Genomic DNA, 12,906 nt, shown 5'->3' on the forward strand with positions numbered 1-12,906 from the left:
AATCCAGTGATCAATGCGCACATGTGGGTAGCCTGGAAACGACACCTTGCTGAGCAACCCTGGACAAGGTTGGAAGTCGCGATATGGATCTTCCGCATACAAACGCACTTGAATAGCATGCCCATGCGCCTTCAAATTCTTACGTTTATTGGCAAGATCAATGTCTTCTCCAGATGCGAGTTTTAGCATCCACTCGACGAGGTCGATGTCGAAGACCTCTTCGGTAACACCGTGCTCAACTTGTAAGCGGGTATTCACTTCTAAGAAATAGAATTGGTGCGTATCGGCATCAACAAGAAACTCAACCGTGCCTGCATTGCGATAACTTACCTGAGACAATAAAGCCTCAGCGGTTTGATGCAGCTCTGCTGCAAGCTCTGCGGGTAAATTTGGCGCAGGACATTCTTCCACGACCTTTTGGTTACGACGCTGGCTAGAGCAATCGCGCTCTCCAATGGCTAAGGCATTGCCTTGTCCATCACCAAACACCTGAACCTCAATATGACGCGCGCGTGCAATGAATTTCTCGATGAAAACACCATCATCCGCAAAGTTATTCGCACCAAGTCGTTTTACAGAATCATAAGCTTGCTCGAGTTCTTCAGGACCTAAACACACTTGCATGCCGATGCCACCGCCACCAGCGGTGCTTTTGAGCATGATCGGATAAGCAATGTTTTCAGCAACACGCAGCGCTTCATCCAAGCTTGGTAATAATTCCGACCCCGATAACAAGGGTACGTTTGCTTTTTGGGCTAGCTCACGCGCTTTGTGCTTGAGTCCAAAGACTTGAATCTGTTCTGGCGTCGGCCCGCTAAACGCGATGCCTTCAGATTCGCAACGCTCTACAAATCTCGGGTTTTCGCTAAGAAAACCATATCCGGGGTGGATCGCTTGTGCACCCGACTCTTTGGCAATGGCGATAATTTTATCGATATCAAGATAGGTGTCAGCGGCAGGGCCATCACCTAAGCAGTAAGACTCACTAGCTTGACGAACATGAAGGCTTTGGGCGTCGCTCTGCGCGTAGATCGCAACTGACGCGACATTCAATTCGTTCAGAGTGCGAATGATGCGTGCGGCAATAGCTCCACGATTCGCAATCAATACTTTGTTGAACATAGATCATCGTGTCGGGCCGTCCCGCATGAAAATACAACAGTGGTCGTCCACTGAGGTTGCTGTGCGTTTAGGCCGCGCTCGACCAGACTAAATATTCAATAGGCGTGGGGTTGTAGCCATTGCAAGGGTTGTTAAGTTGCGGACAATTCGAAATAAGCACCACCACGTCCATCTCGGCGCGTAGCTCGACATATTTCCCAGCGCCAGAAATACCATCTTCGAAGGTTAAATCGCCCTCTTCTGTGACAGGGACGTTCATAAAGAAATTGATGTTATGACTGATATCGCGCTTCGTAATTCCGTACTGAGGATTCTCGGCAATCGCCAACATCCAGCTATCACGACAGGCGTGCATGCAACGCTTTTCGAGGTCATAGCGCACAGTATTGCTTTCCGTCGCACAAGCACCACCAAGGGTGTCGTGACGACCGCAAGTGTCAGCAACAATTTCAAGCATCACGTTATTAAAATTTGATCGAAGCTCTGAACCTGCAGTGAGGTAAACAGCACCCTGCTCGCGCACAGTATCCATCGCGCTGTAACGTTCAGTCGGGTTGTGTGCATTAAAAAACAAGGTGTCAGCGGCTTGGTTGCCTTCTAGGTCTAGAATACGGATGATTTCTCCCGCATTGACCACACCAATGTAATAGTCCCCTGCATCAACCACTTGTCGGGTCAGTGCATTTTCAGGAAGTAATGTGCTCTCAATAATCATGGCGTGCCCCCTAAGCCCAACTGATACAAGGCATTGTTTGCAAATCCTCGTCCATTTTCAGGGCGGAAATTCTTACAGTAATCATCTTCGGTGACAGGCAATGCCTCACCCAATTCAATTTTTACGTCCATTGTTGGGTAGCTTGAAGACTGATCTAAAGGATGTGGGCAGGTATGCAGCACAACAATGGAATCTATCTCCATACGCAAAGTCACTGAAGCACCTTGTGTATCTGCCGAGGCATCAAGTGCCATCTGACCTTCAGAATTTACCGAGACCTTACTAAACCAATTAATGTTTGCCGCCAAATCTGCGGGGCCCAAACCATATTTCGCAAGCTCTACTAAGGTCGCGTCGTGCCCATTTTGCAGCCAATCATTTCGATCTGTTTGATAGTCACGCGCACCCCAGCGCGCCTCAATATGAGAGGCATGAGAATTACCACAAACTGATTCGTGCCAGCCGAGAGAATCCTCAACGATCGAAGCGAAAATTCGCCCCATATCTGAATACAAGCAATTGCCTTTTGTGAGTTTAAATGTGTGCTGGCACTTGAGGGTATCAGGCGCGTTGTAGCGCTCTAATAAGTCCTCGGGGTTATAAAACAACATTCCAACGTTGGCGCCGCCAAGTAAGTCTGTTAGTCGTAAAATCGTGCCTTTACGTAAGCGAAAAGACCAATGTGAGCCTTCCGCAATTTGAGTGGTGTAAGAAATAGAACGGATGTACTCGCTCATAACTTGTCCTTACTTTCTTTTTTAATAGATGTAGCCGCGCAAAACACGACTGATTGCTAATGTCTCTTATTACTTCGATCTAAATAGGCTTATGCAACCTGTTGCGGAACAGGCCGAATGTCATCATCGATTTCTCGATATAGGTCATGATCAACCTGTCCTACCGCCAAATCGTAGGTAATGCCCGCGCCAAAGCGCTGAGGCGCTTGCTCGTCATGACGTAACTTATCGAAGACCCACAAACGTGTGCCAAGATAAAAACCTTCTTTCAGGTCATGTGTGACCATGAAGATAGTCAGCTTGTGCTCTTTCCATAGCTTGAGCACCAATGCGTGCATATCTGCACGTATACCCGGATCAAGCGCACCAAAAGGTTCATCCAATAACAGAATTCTCGGTTTACCAAGCAAGGCTTGTGCAATGGCCAAACGCTGCTTCATGCCACCAGATAACTCATGCGGGTATTTGTCGACCGCATAACTCAAGCCAACTTGATCTAGTATTTCTAAGGCTTCTTTTACCGCTTCTCTTCGCGCTTTGCCGAACAGCAAACCCGTAAAACCTTTACGCTGAAAACCTTTGCTTGTCACAACGTTTTCTAAAACCGTCATGTGCGGAAACACCGAATACTGCTGAAACACAATGCCCCGATCAGCTCCGGGTTCATTCGGGATAGGTTTGCCATCGAGCAAGATTTCTCCGCGGCTTGGCTCAACAGTTCCCAGTAACATGTTTAAGAAGGTGCTTTTGCCGCAGCCAGACGTGCCAACTAAGGTGACAAATTCACCCTGCTGTACGGTAACATCGAGCCCTTCAAGAACGACATTGTCGCCATAGGTTTTCCAAACCTTGTTCACCTGAAGCATCGGGGTATCAGACGTTTTTTCTATTGCTGAAGAATCAATCATGCTCATTGTCTTATGCTCTCTCATTCCAAGGGAACAACGTTTTGTTCAAGTGCTTTAAGCCTTGATCGATAAAGAACGCGAGCACAGTAATCCATGCGACATACGGCAAGATCACATCCATCGCCATATAACGTCTTACCAAGAAGATGCGGTAACCAAGCCCATCGGTTGAGGCTACGGCTTCAGCAGCAATCAGAAACAGCCACCCAGCACCTAACGATAAGCGCACTGCATCAATCAGTTTTGGAAGGATTTGTGGCAGTACCACACGCATTAAAATCTGACTCGTATTGGCACCTAAAGTCTGTGCTTTAACGAGTTGCTCGGGCGGAATCTCTTGTGTTCGTCGTTGAATATCACGCGCAATAAACGGCGTAATGCCGATGGCAATCAAGACAACTTTCGAGAGCTCACCTAGACCAAAAACGATGAACAAAATTGGCAGGATGGCTAAAGGAGGAATCAGTGAAACAACCGTCAGTAAAGGAGATACCCAAGCGGTAAACAAAGGCAAAGCGCCCGTTATTACTCCAACAAACAAGCCAATGGCCGCAGCGATTAATACACCTAGGCCAAGACGTGTGAGACTACTCGCTGTGTCCTGCCAAAAAACATAGTCGCCTGTGCGCTTGCTCGGTTCCAAGGCCATTCTTGATAAACCATCTCCAATCTGACTAAAACTCGGGAGGAGCTTGTCATTAGGATTCACTTCTAAACGCGCATCCGAACTCACCATATAAAGCACGATCATTAGCACGAAAGGTAGCAAGCCTAAGAACACTTTGAATGTTCTATCTGGCGTCTGGTTTATCAGTTTCTTCATGGCCTTGGCCTCACATCAATACAGGCATTCGTTTATGCTCTATAGCTTGCCGTCAGCAGCCATCTGCATGTAGCTTGGGTCAAAACGGAACTTCACGTTTGATGCATCACCGAAGGTACCTTTTGGCATTTCAATTCCGATAAATCCTGCATCTGGAGCACCTTCACCTAACAAGCCATGCTTGAAAGAAAACTCCGCAACATTTTCCATGGTGCTCACAAGAGCATCGCTATTTGTTAGTTCAAGAGCTTGCGCTGGCGTGTAGAACATTTCAGTACTTGCTAACTGTGCTTCATAACCAGTCAAGTCAGTACCTGATGCTTCTGCCATGTACGTTTTTGCTGAAGTCGCTGCATCATCAGAGCCACTCATTAAGCCCATGATTTCGTACCATGCACCCACTAAAGCTCTCCCAAGATCAGGGTTCGCAGCCAAGGTCTCTGTATTTATCACAAGCAAATCGATGATTTCACCTGGAATCATTGAAGAGTCGAATACTTTAGTGCTGTTTGGCATCGCTTCGATTTCGCTGAGCAAGGGATTCCATGTTGCAACCGATGTAACGTCATCTGTGCCATAAACAGCAACCATGTCTGCATCAGAGGTATTCACAACAGTGAGATCTTTTTCGGTTAAACCAACCGTTTCAAGACCACGTGCTAGCAAGTAATGCGATACGCTCAACTCAACCAAGTTAACGTTTTGGCCTTTGATGTCAGCTAGGGAATCTTTGCCTTTCAACACGATACCGTCGTTACCATTTGAGAAGTCACCAACTACGAGCGCCGTGCTATCTACACCACCTGCGGCTGGAATCGTAAGGGCATCCATGTTTGTCATCGTACAAGCCGCGAACTCGCCTGCAGAGTATTGGTTGATCGACTCGATGTAGTCATTAATCTGAACGACCTCAATATCGATACCGTATTTGTCGCCCCATTTCTTCACGATGCCTTGCTCGGCGCCATACGCCCAAGGCATCCAGCCGACATAAATCGACCAGCAAATTTTGAAGCTATCAGAAGCTTGTGAGACAGATGAAAGTGAGAACGCAAGAAGAAGTGCTGCGATACGTTTCATGGATTACCTCTCTTTTTGTTTGTATTACACGGAGTACCCTCGGCATACACCAAGCAAGTCTCCCGGGCTTTTATCCCGCCGTGTAACCCATGCTCTTCTCAGAGGAGAGGTCGAATGCTCTCGGACCAGTCGTTAAGCGATTGGCTGTTTGCCTTATTTTGCTTAACCGGAACCCTAGCGTTCTATTTGAAAACCAAATTGTGTTGCCCGGTATGACAAGGGTACGGACAGGTAGTGAGTTGCAAACGCTGCGCCAAGGAGTATTTTTTTATATATTTCATATATTTAAAAAATACTGAGGCCTAATCTAGTTCAGTAAACGATGCGCTCGAGCACCAGAATTATGCGCACCATAACACTGCGCACCAAAATAACTCATCACTCTATTTCGACATGAGCGAACGCGTACCATCCATGACAAGTGAAAAATGAAATTCCAAAACATCGCCTGAGTAATATGAATCGGCTTTGACTTGAGATAGCTCAAGTACCGGATTGCAATGCTTTGAAATACTGTAAAAAATAATCAGTGTTGATCAGCATGAACGAACAACAAACGCTCTCAAGAAAAGCCAATCTTCCTCTACTTCTCTTCCATGGTTTGGGAACCATACTCGGTGCAGGAATTTATGTTCTTGTCGGGAAAATAGCCGCAACGTCAGGAACACTCGCCCCCCTTGCATTCTTGGTCGCAGCTATTGTTGCAGGGATTACGGCACTCAGTTACTGCCAGCTGGTTGTCATGTTTCCCAAACGCTCGGGTGAAACGCATTATGTTGATGCGGCATTTCAACAACCCTTTCTAACGCGTGTCATTGGCTTACTCGTGGTCTTTACGGGCATTGTGTCTTGCGCAACGCTCGCCAATGGCTTCGTTGGCTATTTGCAGTCTTTTTATCCAATCGAAAGTTGGATTGCGATTTGTATCGTGGTGATAGAAATGAGTGCGATCGCTTTTTATGGCATTGCTGAATCACTATGGGCCGCAACAATCGTCACCCTTATTGAGATATCAGGTCTGGCTTTAGTCGTTTTTTATGGCGGCAGTCAGGTCGAACTCACAACCACCTCACTCAACGAACTATTTGTTCCGACTTCGACAAATGATTTCGGTTTAATTTTAGCCGGTGCTTTTCTAACCTTTTATGCATTCATTGGATTTGAAGACATGGTCAATATTGTTGAAGAGGTCAAAGAACCTGAACGCACGATGCCGCGTGCGATTATTCTCGCTTTGTTAATATCTTCGGTGATCTACATTGCTGTCGCGGTTGTGGCCATACTAGCCATGCCAATGGCAGAATTAGCCAATTCAGAGGCCCCTTTAAGAGCACTGTTAGAACGTTATGACACTAATCTAGGAAAATGGATTTCAGTGATCAGTTTATTTGCCATTATCAACGGGGTTCTCACCCAAATTATTATGGCATCGCGCGTACTTTACGGCATGGCGAATCAACAACGTGTACCACAAGTATTTGGCCTCATTTCTGAGAAAACCAAAACACCTTGGTTCGCGACATTCGCCGTAACTGGGGTAGTTTTAATGTTTGCCCTCGCGCTACCGCTCGTCACACTTGCTTCTTACAGAAGCTTTATTGTGCTGTGTGTTTTTACTCTCGTGAACGCATCTTTGGTTGTACTCAGACGAAACAAAATGACGAAAGACTTCACGTTAAAAACACCCGCTTACCCTTTGTTAGGAACCATTATCTGCATCGCCTTGCTCATCTTTAAAATCGCATATTAACGCTAGTTTGACGCACGATACTTAGGTAAGCTGACGCAAAACAAATTCCTTAGCTGTCAGCCCTCCTATGAAATTAACCACTACCCTCACGTGCCGAGATCATACATCGTTATTGATCAGTGAATTTAGCCCTGAAAATCCCCCACTCGGCACCATCGTTATTGCAAGTGCCTTCGGTGTAAACCAAAGTTTTTATTGGCCAATGGCCGAGTTCTTTGTCAAACAAGGCTATAAAGTGCTTTGCTTTGATTATCGAGGAACGGGCGATAACGAATCGCTAACGCGAGAAGACTTTGAGCTGAGTGAGTGGGGAACACAAGACATAGAAGGCGTGCTGCGTTATGCCATATCAAAGACCGATCAGGTGTATTTCATTGGCCATAGTATTGGCGGACAACTACTCGCCTTAGCCCCTTCGAGCGAGCAGCTTAAAAGTGCAGTATTTGTTGCCGCGAGCGCGCCCTACTGGAAGCGATGGCCACGCCTTGCGGATGGACTAAAAATTCGCGTCAATATTGGTTTTATCCTACCCATCGTAAGCAGAATTTATTCGCCATTCCCTGCTGACAAATTCGGGCTAGGCAATCAAAACCTGCCTTCAAAAGCCGTACAACAGTGGGCTAAATGGATGAGTAAACCAAACTATTTGCTGGATCCGAGTTTCGGGCTTGATTGCTCTCGTTTTTATTCAATGCAAATACCTATTTTGTCTTACGCATTCTCTGACGATGCGCTCGCGCCGAAAGAAAACATTAACCATCTTTTGCGTCAGTTCCACGAAGCTGATTGCGAACTAAAACTAGTTAAACCCAAAGATGTGGACGCGAAACACATCGGCCATACTGGAATGTTTAAAGCTAAATTTGAAAGCACCTTATGGAAAGAAACATTCGAGTTTCTGACAGCACACAACTAATACCCACTTCATTAAAAAATAAGAATAAGGCAACGATCATGAATCAGTATTTAAAGATGTTTGAACAAATGGGCGGAGAAGGCTTTTCAAAGGGCATTGCAACGGTTGCACCCTACTTCGAAAGCATCGACCCTTTGGTGACCGTATTACGCCCTGGCTATTGCGAAATGATTCTGAAGAACCAGAAGAAAGTGCAGAATCATCTTGGTTGTATACATGCCATCGCTATGTGCAATGCTGCAGAACTCGTTGGCGGAGTTACAACCGAAGTCTCAACACCAGAAGGTACACGCTGGATACCAGAAGGCATGAGCGTGAAATACCTCGTGAAGGCCAAAACCGACTTGATCGTAAAGTGTGAAGCTGACGATATTGATTTCACACAAGACGGAAAAATAGATGTGCCCGTCGCCGCCTATAACGACGAGGGCGTGAAGTGCTTTACAGCACTAATCACGATGAATGTGAAGCGTTAGTAGCGCAAAGACCACGACAAACCAAAGGTCCGCGCATCATTCAAGTTGAAATCATCACTGATTAAACCAACGTTCCACGCCTGCGACTGTAAATTGAGTTCTAGTGCCTGCGTTTTTAGATCAATGACAGTTTTAACACCGAGACTTTCAGTAACTTTATAGCCGAAACCCAAGGACGGGTAGGTATAATCATCATAGTGAAAAACACCTGCATAAACGTCCCAGAGTTCATCAAAACCGTATAAAAACTCTGCATCGTATCGAGGTTCGAGTTTTAAACGGTGATCACGATAGTCTTCAACGCCAGTCAAAATGGGTTTTACGTCAATCAACCCCTCAGGCGATATACTTAAACGGTTAGATGTCGCATTGGCGGCAGTATAGGGTGCCTCTTTTATAGTGATTTCATTGACCACATCTAGAAAAGATATTGATAGCGCGAGACTATCAGTTAGTTTTGATTGCACATGAAAATCAAGGGTGTAACCGTAGCCTTTAGGTCTACGAGCAATTCGATCAAGAAGCTTATCTTTGCTGTATACGTAGTCTAGAGCTATGTCGCCCACGTAATCATCATCAGTAACTTCAACACGGCCATCGATAAAGCCCTGCATATAGCTTGTGACTTGTAACCAGCTTGCGTCAGCACTGATCTTAATGTCGTTATTTACTTTATATTGATACCCTAACTTCAAGCCGGTGGAACGCATGTGTAAAACATCAAGATACAAGTCATAAGTCCGGTTCGTCTCGATAGGTTTGTCATTCTTTTCCCGAAAAACGAGCTCTGCAACGTCCTCAGTATAATTTAGCGTGTAGTCGTACCGAGCGACAGCCGCTAGTTTAAGCCCCTTATATACTCCACCGATTTCCCAAATATTGTGAGTAAAAGAATGCTCACCTCCATCGAAGTCCTCACCCTCAAACTCATCTAAAACAATCTGGGTAATCGATGACGTCTGACTGTGCCCGTAGAGATTTGCGTCAAAATAAAACTCAGTTTCGTTCGCTTGGAGTACGGAGCTAAACGAAATAATAAAAAAAGAAAAAGATATTAAATATCGAAACATCACTACAACTTAAAAAGAGGCCGAAGCCTCTTTAAAAAATGAATTAAAAGGATAATTAAGCGCTAGAACAGGGATTCGAGTTCTAACTTATCGGGATTACTCTCGTCTGCATAGATCAGCAAATCAACACCGTTGCGCTGTTCATACCAACCGTACAAGAAGTCACGTTCATCGGTAACTCCATCGCGATTTGAGTCCAAGCGCATTTCTACGGAAATTTCTTCTTCACCAGGATCAACATAAGTATCAATTCCTAGCTTTATTTGAATACCCTCCGCTGGTTTCTCTAGATATAGATCACCTACGTAATATGTATCTTCATATCGAGAAGAAAATAATAAAAAATCATAATCAATACTGCCGTGAAGTTTGATCCAATGGCCAGGATAAGAGAGATTAAGTGCTATATCAGCGAAAAACTGCGAAGTCGTATCGAAAGAAAAGTCCACAACAACCACATCAGAAACACCGGATAAACTGGCACTAAAACGCAAGTCAGCACTAATTCCTAGAAATTCATTATTGTTATCATCACCATCAAAATAGACCTCATTTGACTCGTAGTAACAAGAATAGGACTTATGACACTTATCCAATAAAATGGCCCAATCACTTAAATTAGAATCATCGAGAGAGATATCCAGCCCAAGTAAAAAGTTTTCGCCTGACTGGTTTCCAGCACTCCCCATCAAAGATAAAGTCGCTTCGCTGAATTCTTCTACATAAATATGGTTGAAGTACATATCATATAAGTACTCTTGGCCCTCATACTCGACTACCTCTTTGTAAAAGCCATTTGACTTCTCTTTAGAGATCACAAAGTCTCTGAGCGAAAGATCGATCTGCCCTACAAATGTTAAAGGGTCTGGAATATCTTCTGTTTCTATTTGAGAAACGCTTGCATTTAATTGAGCATCAAGTTCTGAAATTGTCCAATCTGACTGGTGCAACAATATGCGTTCAAACGAATATTCGTCACTATACGTCTGAACAGCTATCTCTTCTCTGACACTCCCCCAATAAAAAGCACGAACAAAACTTTCACTAAGGGTCAGTTCAACTGTATTTGAAACAATAGATCCTTGCAGCGCCATATCAATAACACCGTGATGCGTTTCATTATTCACTTTATCCGCTTGATCTTTTGGATCGTCAAAAATAGTCATGTCACCATTCTCAAAAGACTGCTCAACAAGAGCCAACGCATTTAATTGGACCGACACATCAACCGGCAAAGTGCGTGGAATATCTTTACGACGCACCATAACATCATCGTTCACAGAAAAAGTGCGGGCGCCTTCCTCGTCTACAGTTACGTTAACTATAATAATGCTTTGATCTCGCTCATCTACAATTTCAGTACTCCCTGCAGGGATAGTAAGCTCTGCTAAATCGGGATTCCCCATTTCATATGTTTTAAGAATTGCTTCCAGCGATTTCATAATAGCTTTATAAGCATACTCAGCATCTTCCGAGCTCATCATTGATGCAGCATCAAGCTGAAACTCAAAGCCATCCAACACATAGCCTACAGATTGCAACTGAGTGCCTTCAGGGTCTTCAATAATTGAAGAATCAATGGCTACTCCTAGCTCACGAACCTCTTCGACAAAACCTTTAATTTTCTCGACTCCCTCGATGAGATTTGAGTCACTCGGGACTCCTATCGAACCAAAATCAGCGGGTTCTTGGCTATCAGCTAGCGCTGCAGCAAAATTGAAATCTCCGAAAGCATCAGCAATCGCAACAATAAGGTTTGGCGACAAATCATCAGATAATTGGACATGGATACTCACCCTTCTCACTAGTTCAGCTGCTCGAGTATAAATTTCATTCATACCGGTAACATGATCAGACTCCGCATTGTCTGGAACACCATAAAGCTGAAAAAAATCAGCAAACTTATCCAGTGATGCAAATAGATTAGCGCTTGAACCAGATGCATGACTATCATCCTGCACGGCAGAAATCAGGGCAGAGTTTATTGCGGCAAATTTAAGAGCTATGTCTTCACGCACACTAACGCGAGCGACAGAGTCGGTGTCAGTAATATCGTGCGCAACGATCTGGGTAATATCTCTCGCTAAACCAAAACGGTCAGCGATCCTGCTATTCGCTTCTCTGATCTTATTTTCTAGTTCGAATTGATTAGCATATGAGTCATTAAGAAATAAGTTCGCGGCAATATGCGATAGTGGAGAAATAGTCCCCTTAAGCGTCCCATCTGAGCTGATCAGTACAGCCGTCATATGAAAATTTTCTGGAACAGGAACCCAAGAGCCAAAAGAATAACGATCATCATCTGAATCTGGTGAGCCATCGACATCACAGTGTGGGTAAATATCACACCGCATCTCTGAATCACTCATCGAACTCATTTTGAGATATAAAGGAGCAGAAGCAAATTCATTTGGTAGCTCAAAGAAGAAAGAGCCAGATTCGTCTGTAATGGCCTCTGCAATTGGAGTGTTAGAAACTCCTTCGATAGGGTCTATTACGTATGCTTCTACAAGCGCATTATGAATGATCCCTTTCATTACCTGACCATCGATCGCGGGCCCCGAAGACTCTACAACTGGTGCGGAAGATGATGCGCTCTCACCTGAACCGCCTCCACCACAGGCGGTTAATATAGCCATTGCGGCCAACACTACTATTCGGCTAAGTCCCTTCATATACAACTCCATTATGAGGCGCCCTCAAGATACCTTGGGGCATTATTTATTTTTGTTAGTTACATAAAGTTACATATTACAGGAGATAAATATAAATTTCAGGAATAAACTGATCAAAGTTAAGTGACAGGCGCATCAAAAACACAAAGTCCGACGGTGCTAAAGTTCTGAGTGCGGAGTTCTCATCGTCATCAAAGGATGCAATTTTTTTAGCCGGCCATAAATTAAATCAAATAGGACAAACTCATTAATTCAGATAATGACGACTTGCTCGTTACTTAGTTTGCCGTTAACGTCCATGGCGCACATCGTTTTGCTGTCGTGTGCGGATTATAAAAATAAATACAAGGTAAACAGCATGACAAAAACCATTCAAAAATTTCTTAGTTTTTCAGTCCTAATTTTCTCAAGCAGTTTCGCTGCCGCAGCGCAAGATACGCTCGACTATGGCTTGTACTGGTTTGATGAAAACAACACTTCCGTCAAGGCAATTGAACAAGACGGTACAGTGAACAATGTCTCCTTAAACTACTTTGATCCAACCAAATCAACCATTATTCACTTCCATGGATGGCAAAATGGTTCATCGCAAAACAACTATTCACGTGAAGATTTTTTATTCGATTACAACGGC

At 44.5% G+C, this 12,906-nt stretch carries 11 protein-coding genes, 1 pseudogene and 1 riboswitch; of the genes and pseudogenes, 4 read left to right on the plus strand and 8 right to left on the minus strand.

Features of this window, described 5'->3' with window-relative positions; genetic code table 11:
* The 6 genes from A3739_RS01115 to A3739_RS01140 form a co-directional block, all read right to left on the minus strand.
* A partial coding sequence (locus tag A3739_RS01115) for a biotin carboxylase N-terminal domain-containing protein (protein WP_156502224.1) occupies positions 1–1,122 on the minus strand: 1,122 nt, incomplete at its 3' end.
* Between the two features lie 67 nt (positions 1,123–1,189).
* Positions 1,190–1,837, minus strand: a complete 648-nt coding sequence (locus A3739_RS01120) for an urea amidolyase associated protein UAAP2 (RefSeq protein WP_068499863.1) — start codon at positions 1,835–1,837, stop codon at positions 1,190–1,192.
* A complete protein-coding gene (locus A3739_RS01125) occupies positions 1,834–2,574 on the minus strand; it encodes an urea amidolyase associated protein UAAP1 (RefSeq protein WP_068499866.1) in 741 nt (246 codons plus the stop codon). Before A3739_RS01125 ends, A3739_RS01120 begins: the two co-directional genes overlap by 4 nt.
* Positions 2,575–2,663: 89 nt before the next feature.
* Positions 2,664–3,482, minus strand: coding sequence for an ABC transporter ATP-binding protein (locus A3739_RS01130; RefSeq protein ID WP_231876628.1), 819 nt, complete (start codon positions 3,480–3,482; stop codon positions 2,664–2,666).
* Between the two features lie 10 nt (positions 3,483–3,492).
* Positions 3,493–4,305: an ABC transporter permease gene (locus tag A3739_RS01135; RefSeq protein WP_068499868.1), complete on the minus strand. Its 813-nt coding sequence runs from the start codon at positions 4,303–4,305 to the stop codon at positions 3,493–3,495.
* Positions 4,306–4,344: 39 nt separating this feature from the next.
* Positions 4,345–5,385: a putative urea ABC transporter substrate-binding protein gene (locus tag A3739_RS01140; RefSeq protein WP_068499870.1), complete on the minus strand. Its 1,041-nt coding sequence runs from the start codon at positions 5,383–5,385 to the stop codon at positions 4,345–4,347.
* Between the two features lie 57 nt (positions 5,386–5,442).
* A riboswitch (guanidine-I (ykkC/yxkD leader) is annotated at positions 5,443–5,574 on the minus strand.
* Positions 5,575–5,926: 352 nt separating this feature from the next.
* Here A3739_RS01140 and A3739_RS01145 point away from each other — a divergent pair.
* From A3739_RS01145 to A3739_RS01155, 3 genes are all read left to right on the plus strand, one after another.
* The gene (locus A3739_RS01145; protein ID WP_068499873.1) at positions 5,927–7,135 is read left to right on the plus strand and encodes an APC family permease; all 1,209 of its coding nucleotides are present in this window, start codon (positions 5,927–5,929) and stop codon (positions 7,133–7,135) included.
* 67 nt (positions 7,136–7,202) lie between these two features.
* A complete protein-coding gene (locus A3739_RS01150) occupies positions 7,203–8,051 on the plus strand; it encodes an alpha/beta fold hydrolase (protein WP_068499876.1) in 849 nt (282 codons plus the stop codon).
* Between the two features lie 38 nt (positions 8,052–8,089).
* The gene (locus A3739_RS01155) at positions 8,090–8,527 is read left to right on the plus strand and encodes a hotdog fold domain-containing protein (RefSeq protein WP_068499881.1); all 438 of its coding nucleotides are present in this window, start codon (positions 8,090–8,092) and stop codon (positions 8,525–8,527) included.
* Here the strand turns inward: A3739_RS01155 and A3739_RS01160 are convergent.
* Both A3739_RS01160 and A3739_RS01165 read right to left on the minus strand, forming a co-directional pair.
* Entirely contained in the window at positions 8,524–9,597 is a 1,074-nt protein-coding gene (locus tag A3739_RS01160) for a hypothetical protein (protein WP_068499885.1), read from the minus strand. The two genes, A3739_RS01155 and A3739_RS01160, sit on opposite strands and share 4 nt — an antisense overlap.
* Positions 9,598–9,659: 62 nt before the next feature.
* Complete coding sequence (locus A3739_RS01165; protein WP_156502225.1) at positions 9,660–12,272, minus strand: hypothetical protein; 2,613 nt, start codon at positions 12,270–12,272, stop codon at positions 9,660–9,662.
* Positions 12,273–12,630: 358 nt separating this feature from the next.
* Between A3739_RS01165 and A3739_RS01170 the strand changes: the two are divergent.
* Positions 12,631–12,906: pseudogene (locus A3739_RS01170) on the plus strand (cell adhesion protein); the annotation flags it as partial.

The sequence above is a fragment of the Oleiphilus sp. HI0067 genome (assembly GCF_001635735.1).

Coding starts and splice junctions, on each gene's coding strand:
- A3739_RS01120 (WP_068499863.1), bottom strand. CDS start 1,837: ATGATTATTGAGAGCACATTACTTCCTGAAAATGCACTGACCCGACAA.
- A3739_RS01125 (WP_068499866.1), bottom strand. CDS start 2,574: ATGAGCGAGTACATCCGTTCTATTTCTTACACCACTCAAATTGCGGAA.
- A3739_RS01130 (WP_231876628.1), bottom strand. CDS start 3,482: ATGATTGATTCTTCAGCAATAGAAAAAACGTCTGATACCCCGATGCTT.
- A3739_RS01135 (WP_068499868.1), bottom strand. CDS start 4,305: ATGAAGAAACTGATAAACCAGACGCCAGATAGAACATTCAAAGTGTTC.
- A3739_RS01140 (WP_068499870.1), bottom strand. CDS start 5,385: ATGAAACGTATCGCAGCACTTCTTCTTGCGTTCTCACTTTCATCTGTC.
- A3739_RS01145 (WP_068499873.1), top strand. CDS start 5,927: ATGAACGAACAACAAACGCTCTCAAGAAAAGCCAATCTTCCTCTACTT.
- A3739_RS01150 (WP_068499876.1), top strand. CDS start 7,203: ATGAAATTAACCACTACCCTCACGTGCCGAGATCATACATCGTTATTG.
- A3739_RS01155 (WP_068499881.1), top strand. CDS start 8,090: ATGAATCAGTATTTAAAGATGTTTGAACAAATGGGCGGAGAAGGCTTT.
- A3739_RS01160 (WP_068499885.1), bottom strand. CDS start 9,597: ATGTTTCGATATTTAATATCTTTTTCTTTTTTTATTATTTCGTTTAGC.
- A3739_RS01165 (WP_156502225.1), bottom strand. CDS start 12,272: ATGAAGGGACTTAGCCGAATAGTAGTGTTGGCCGCAATGGCTATATTA.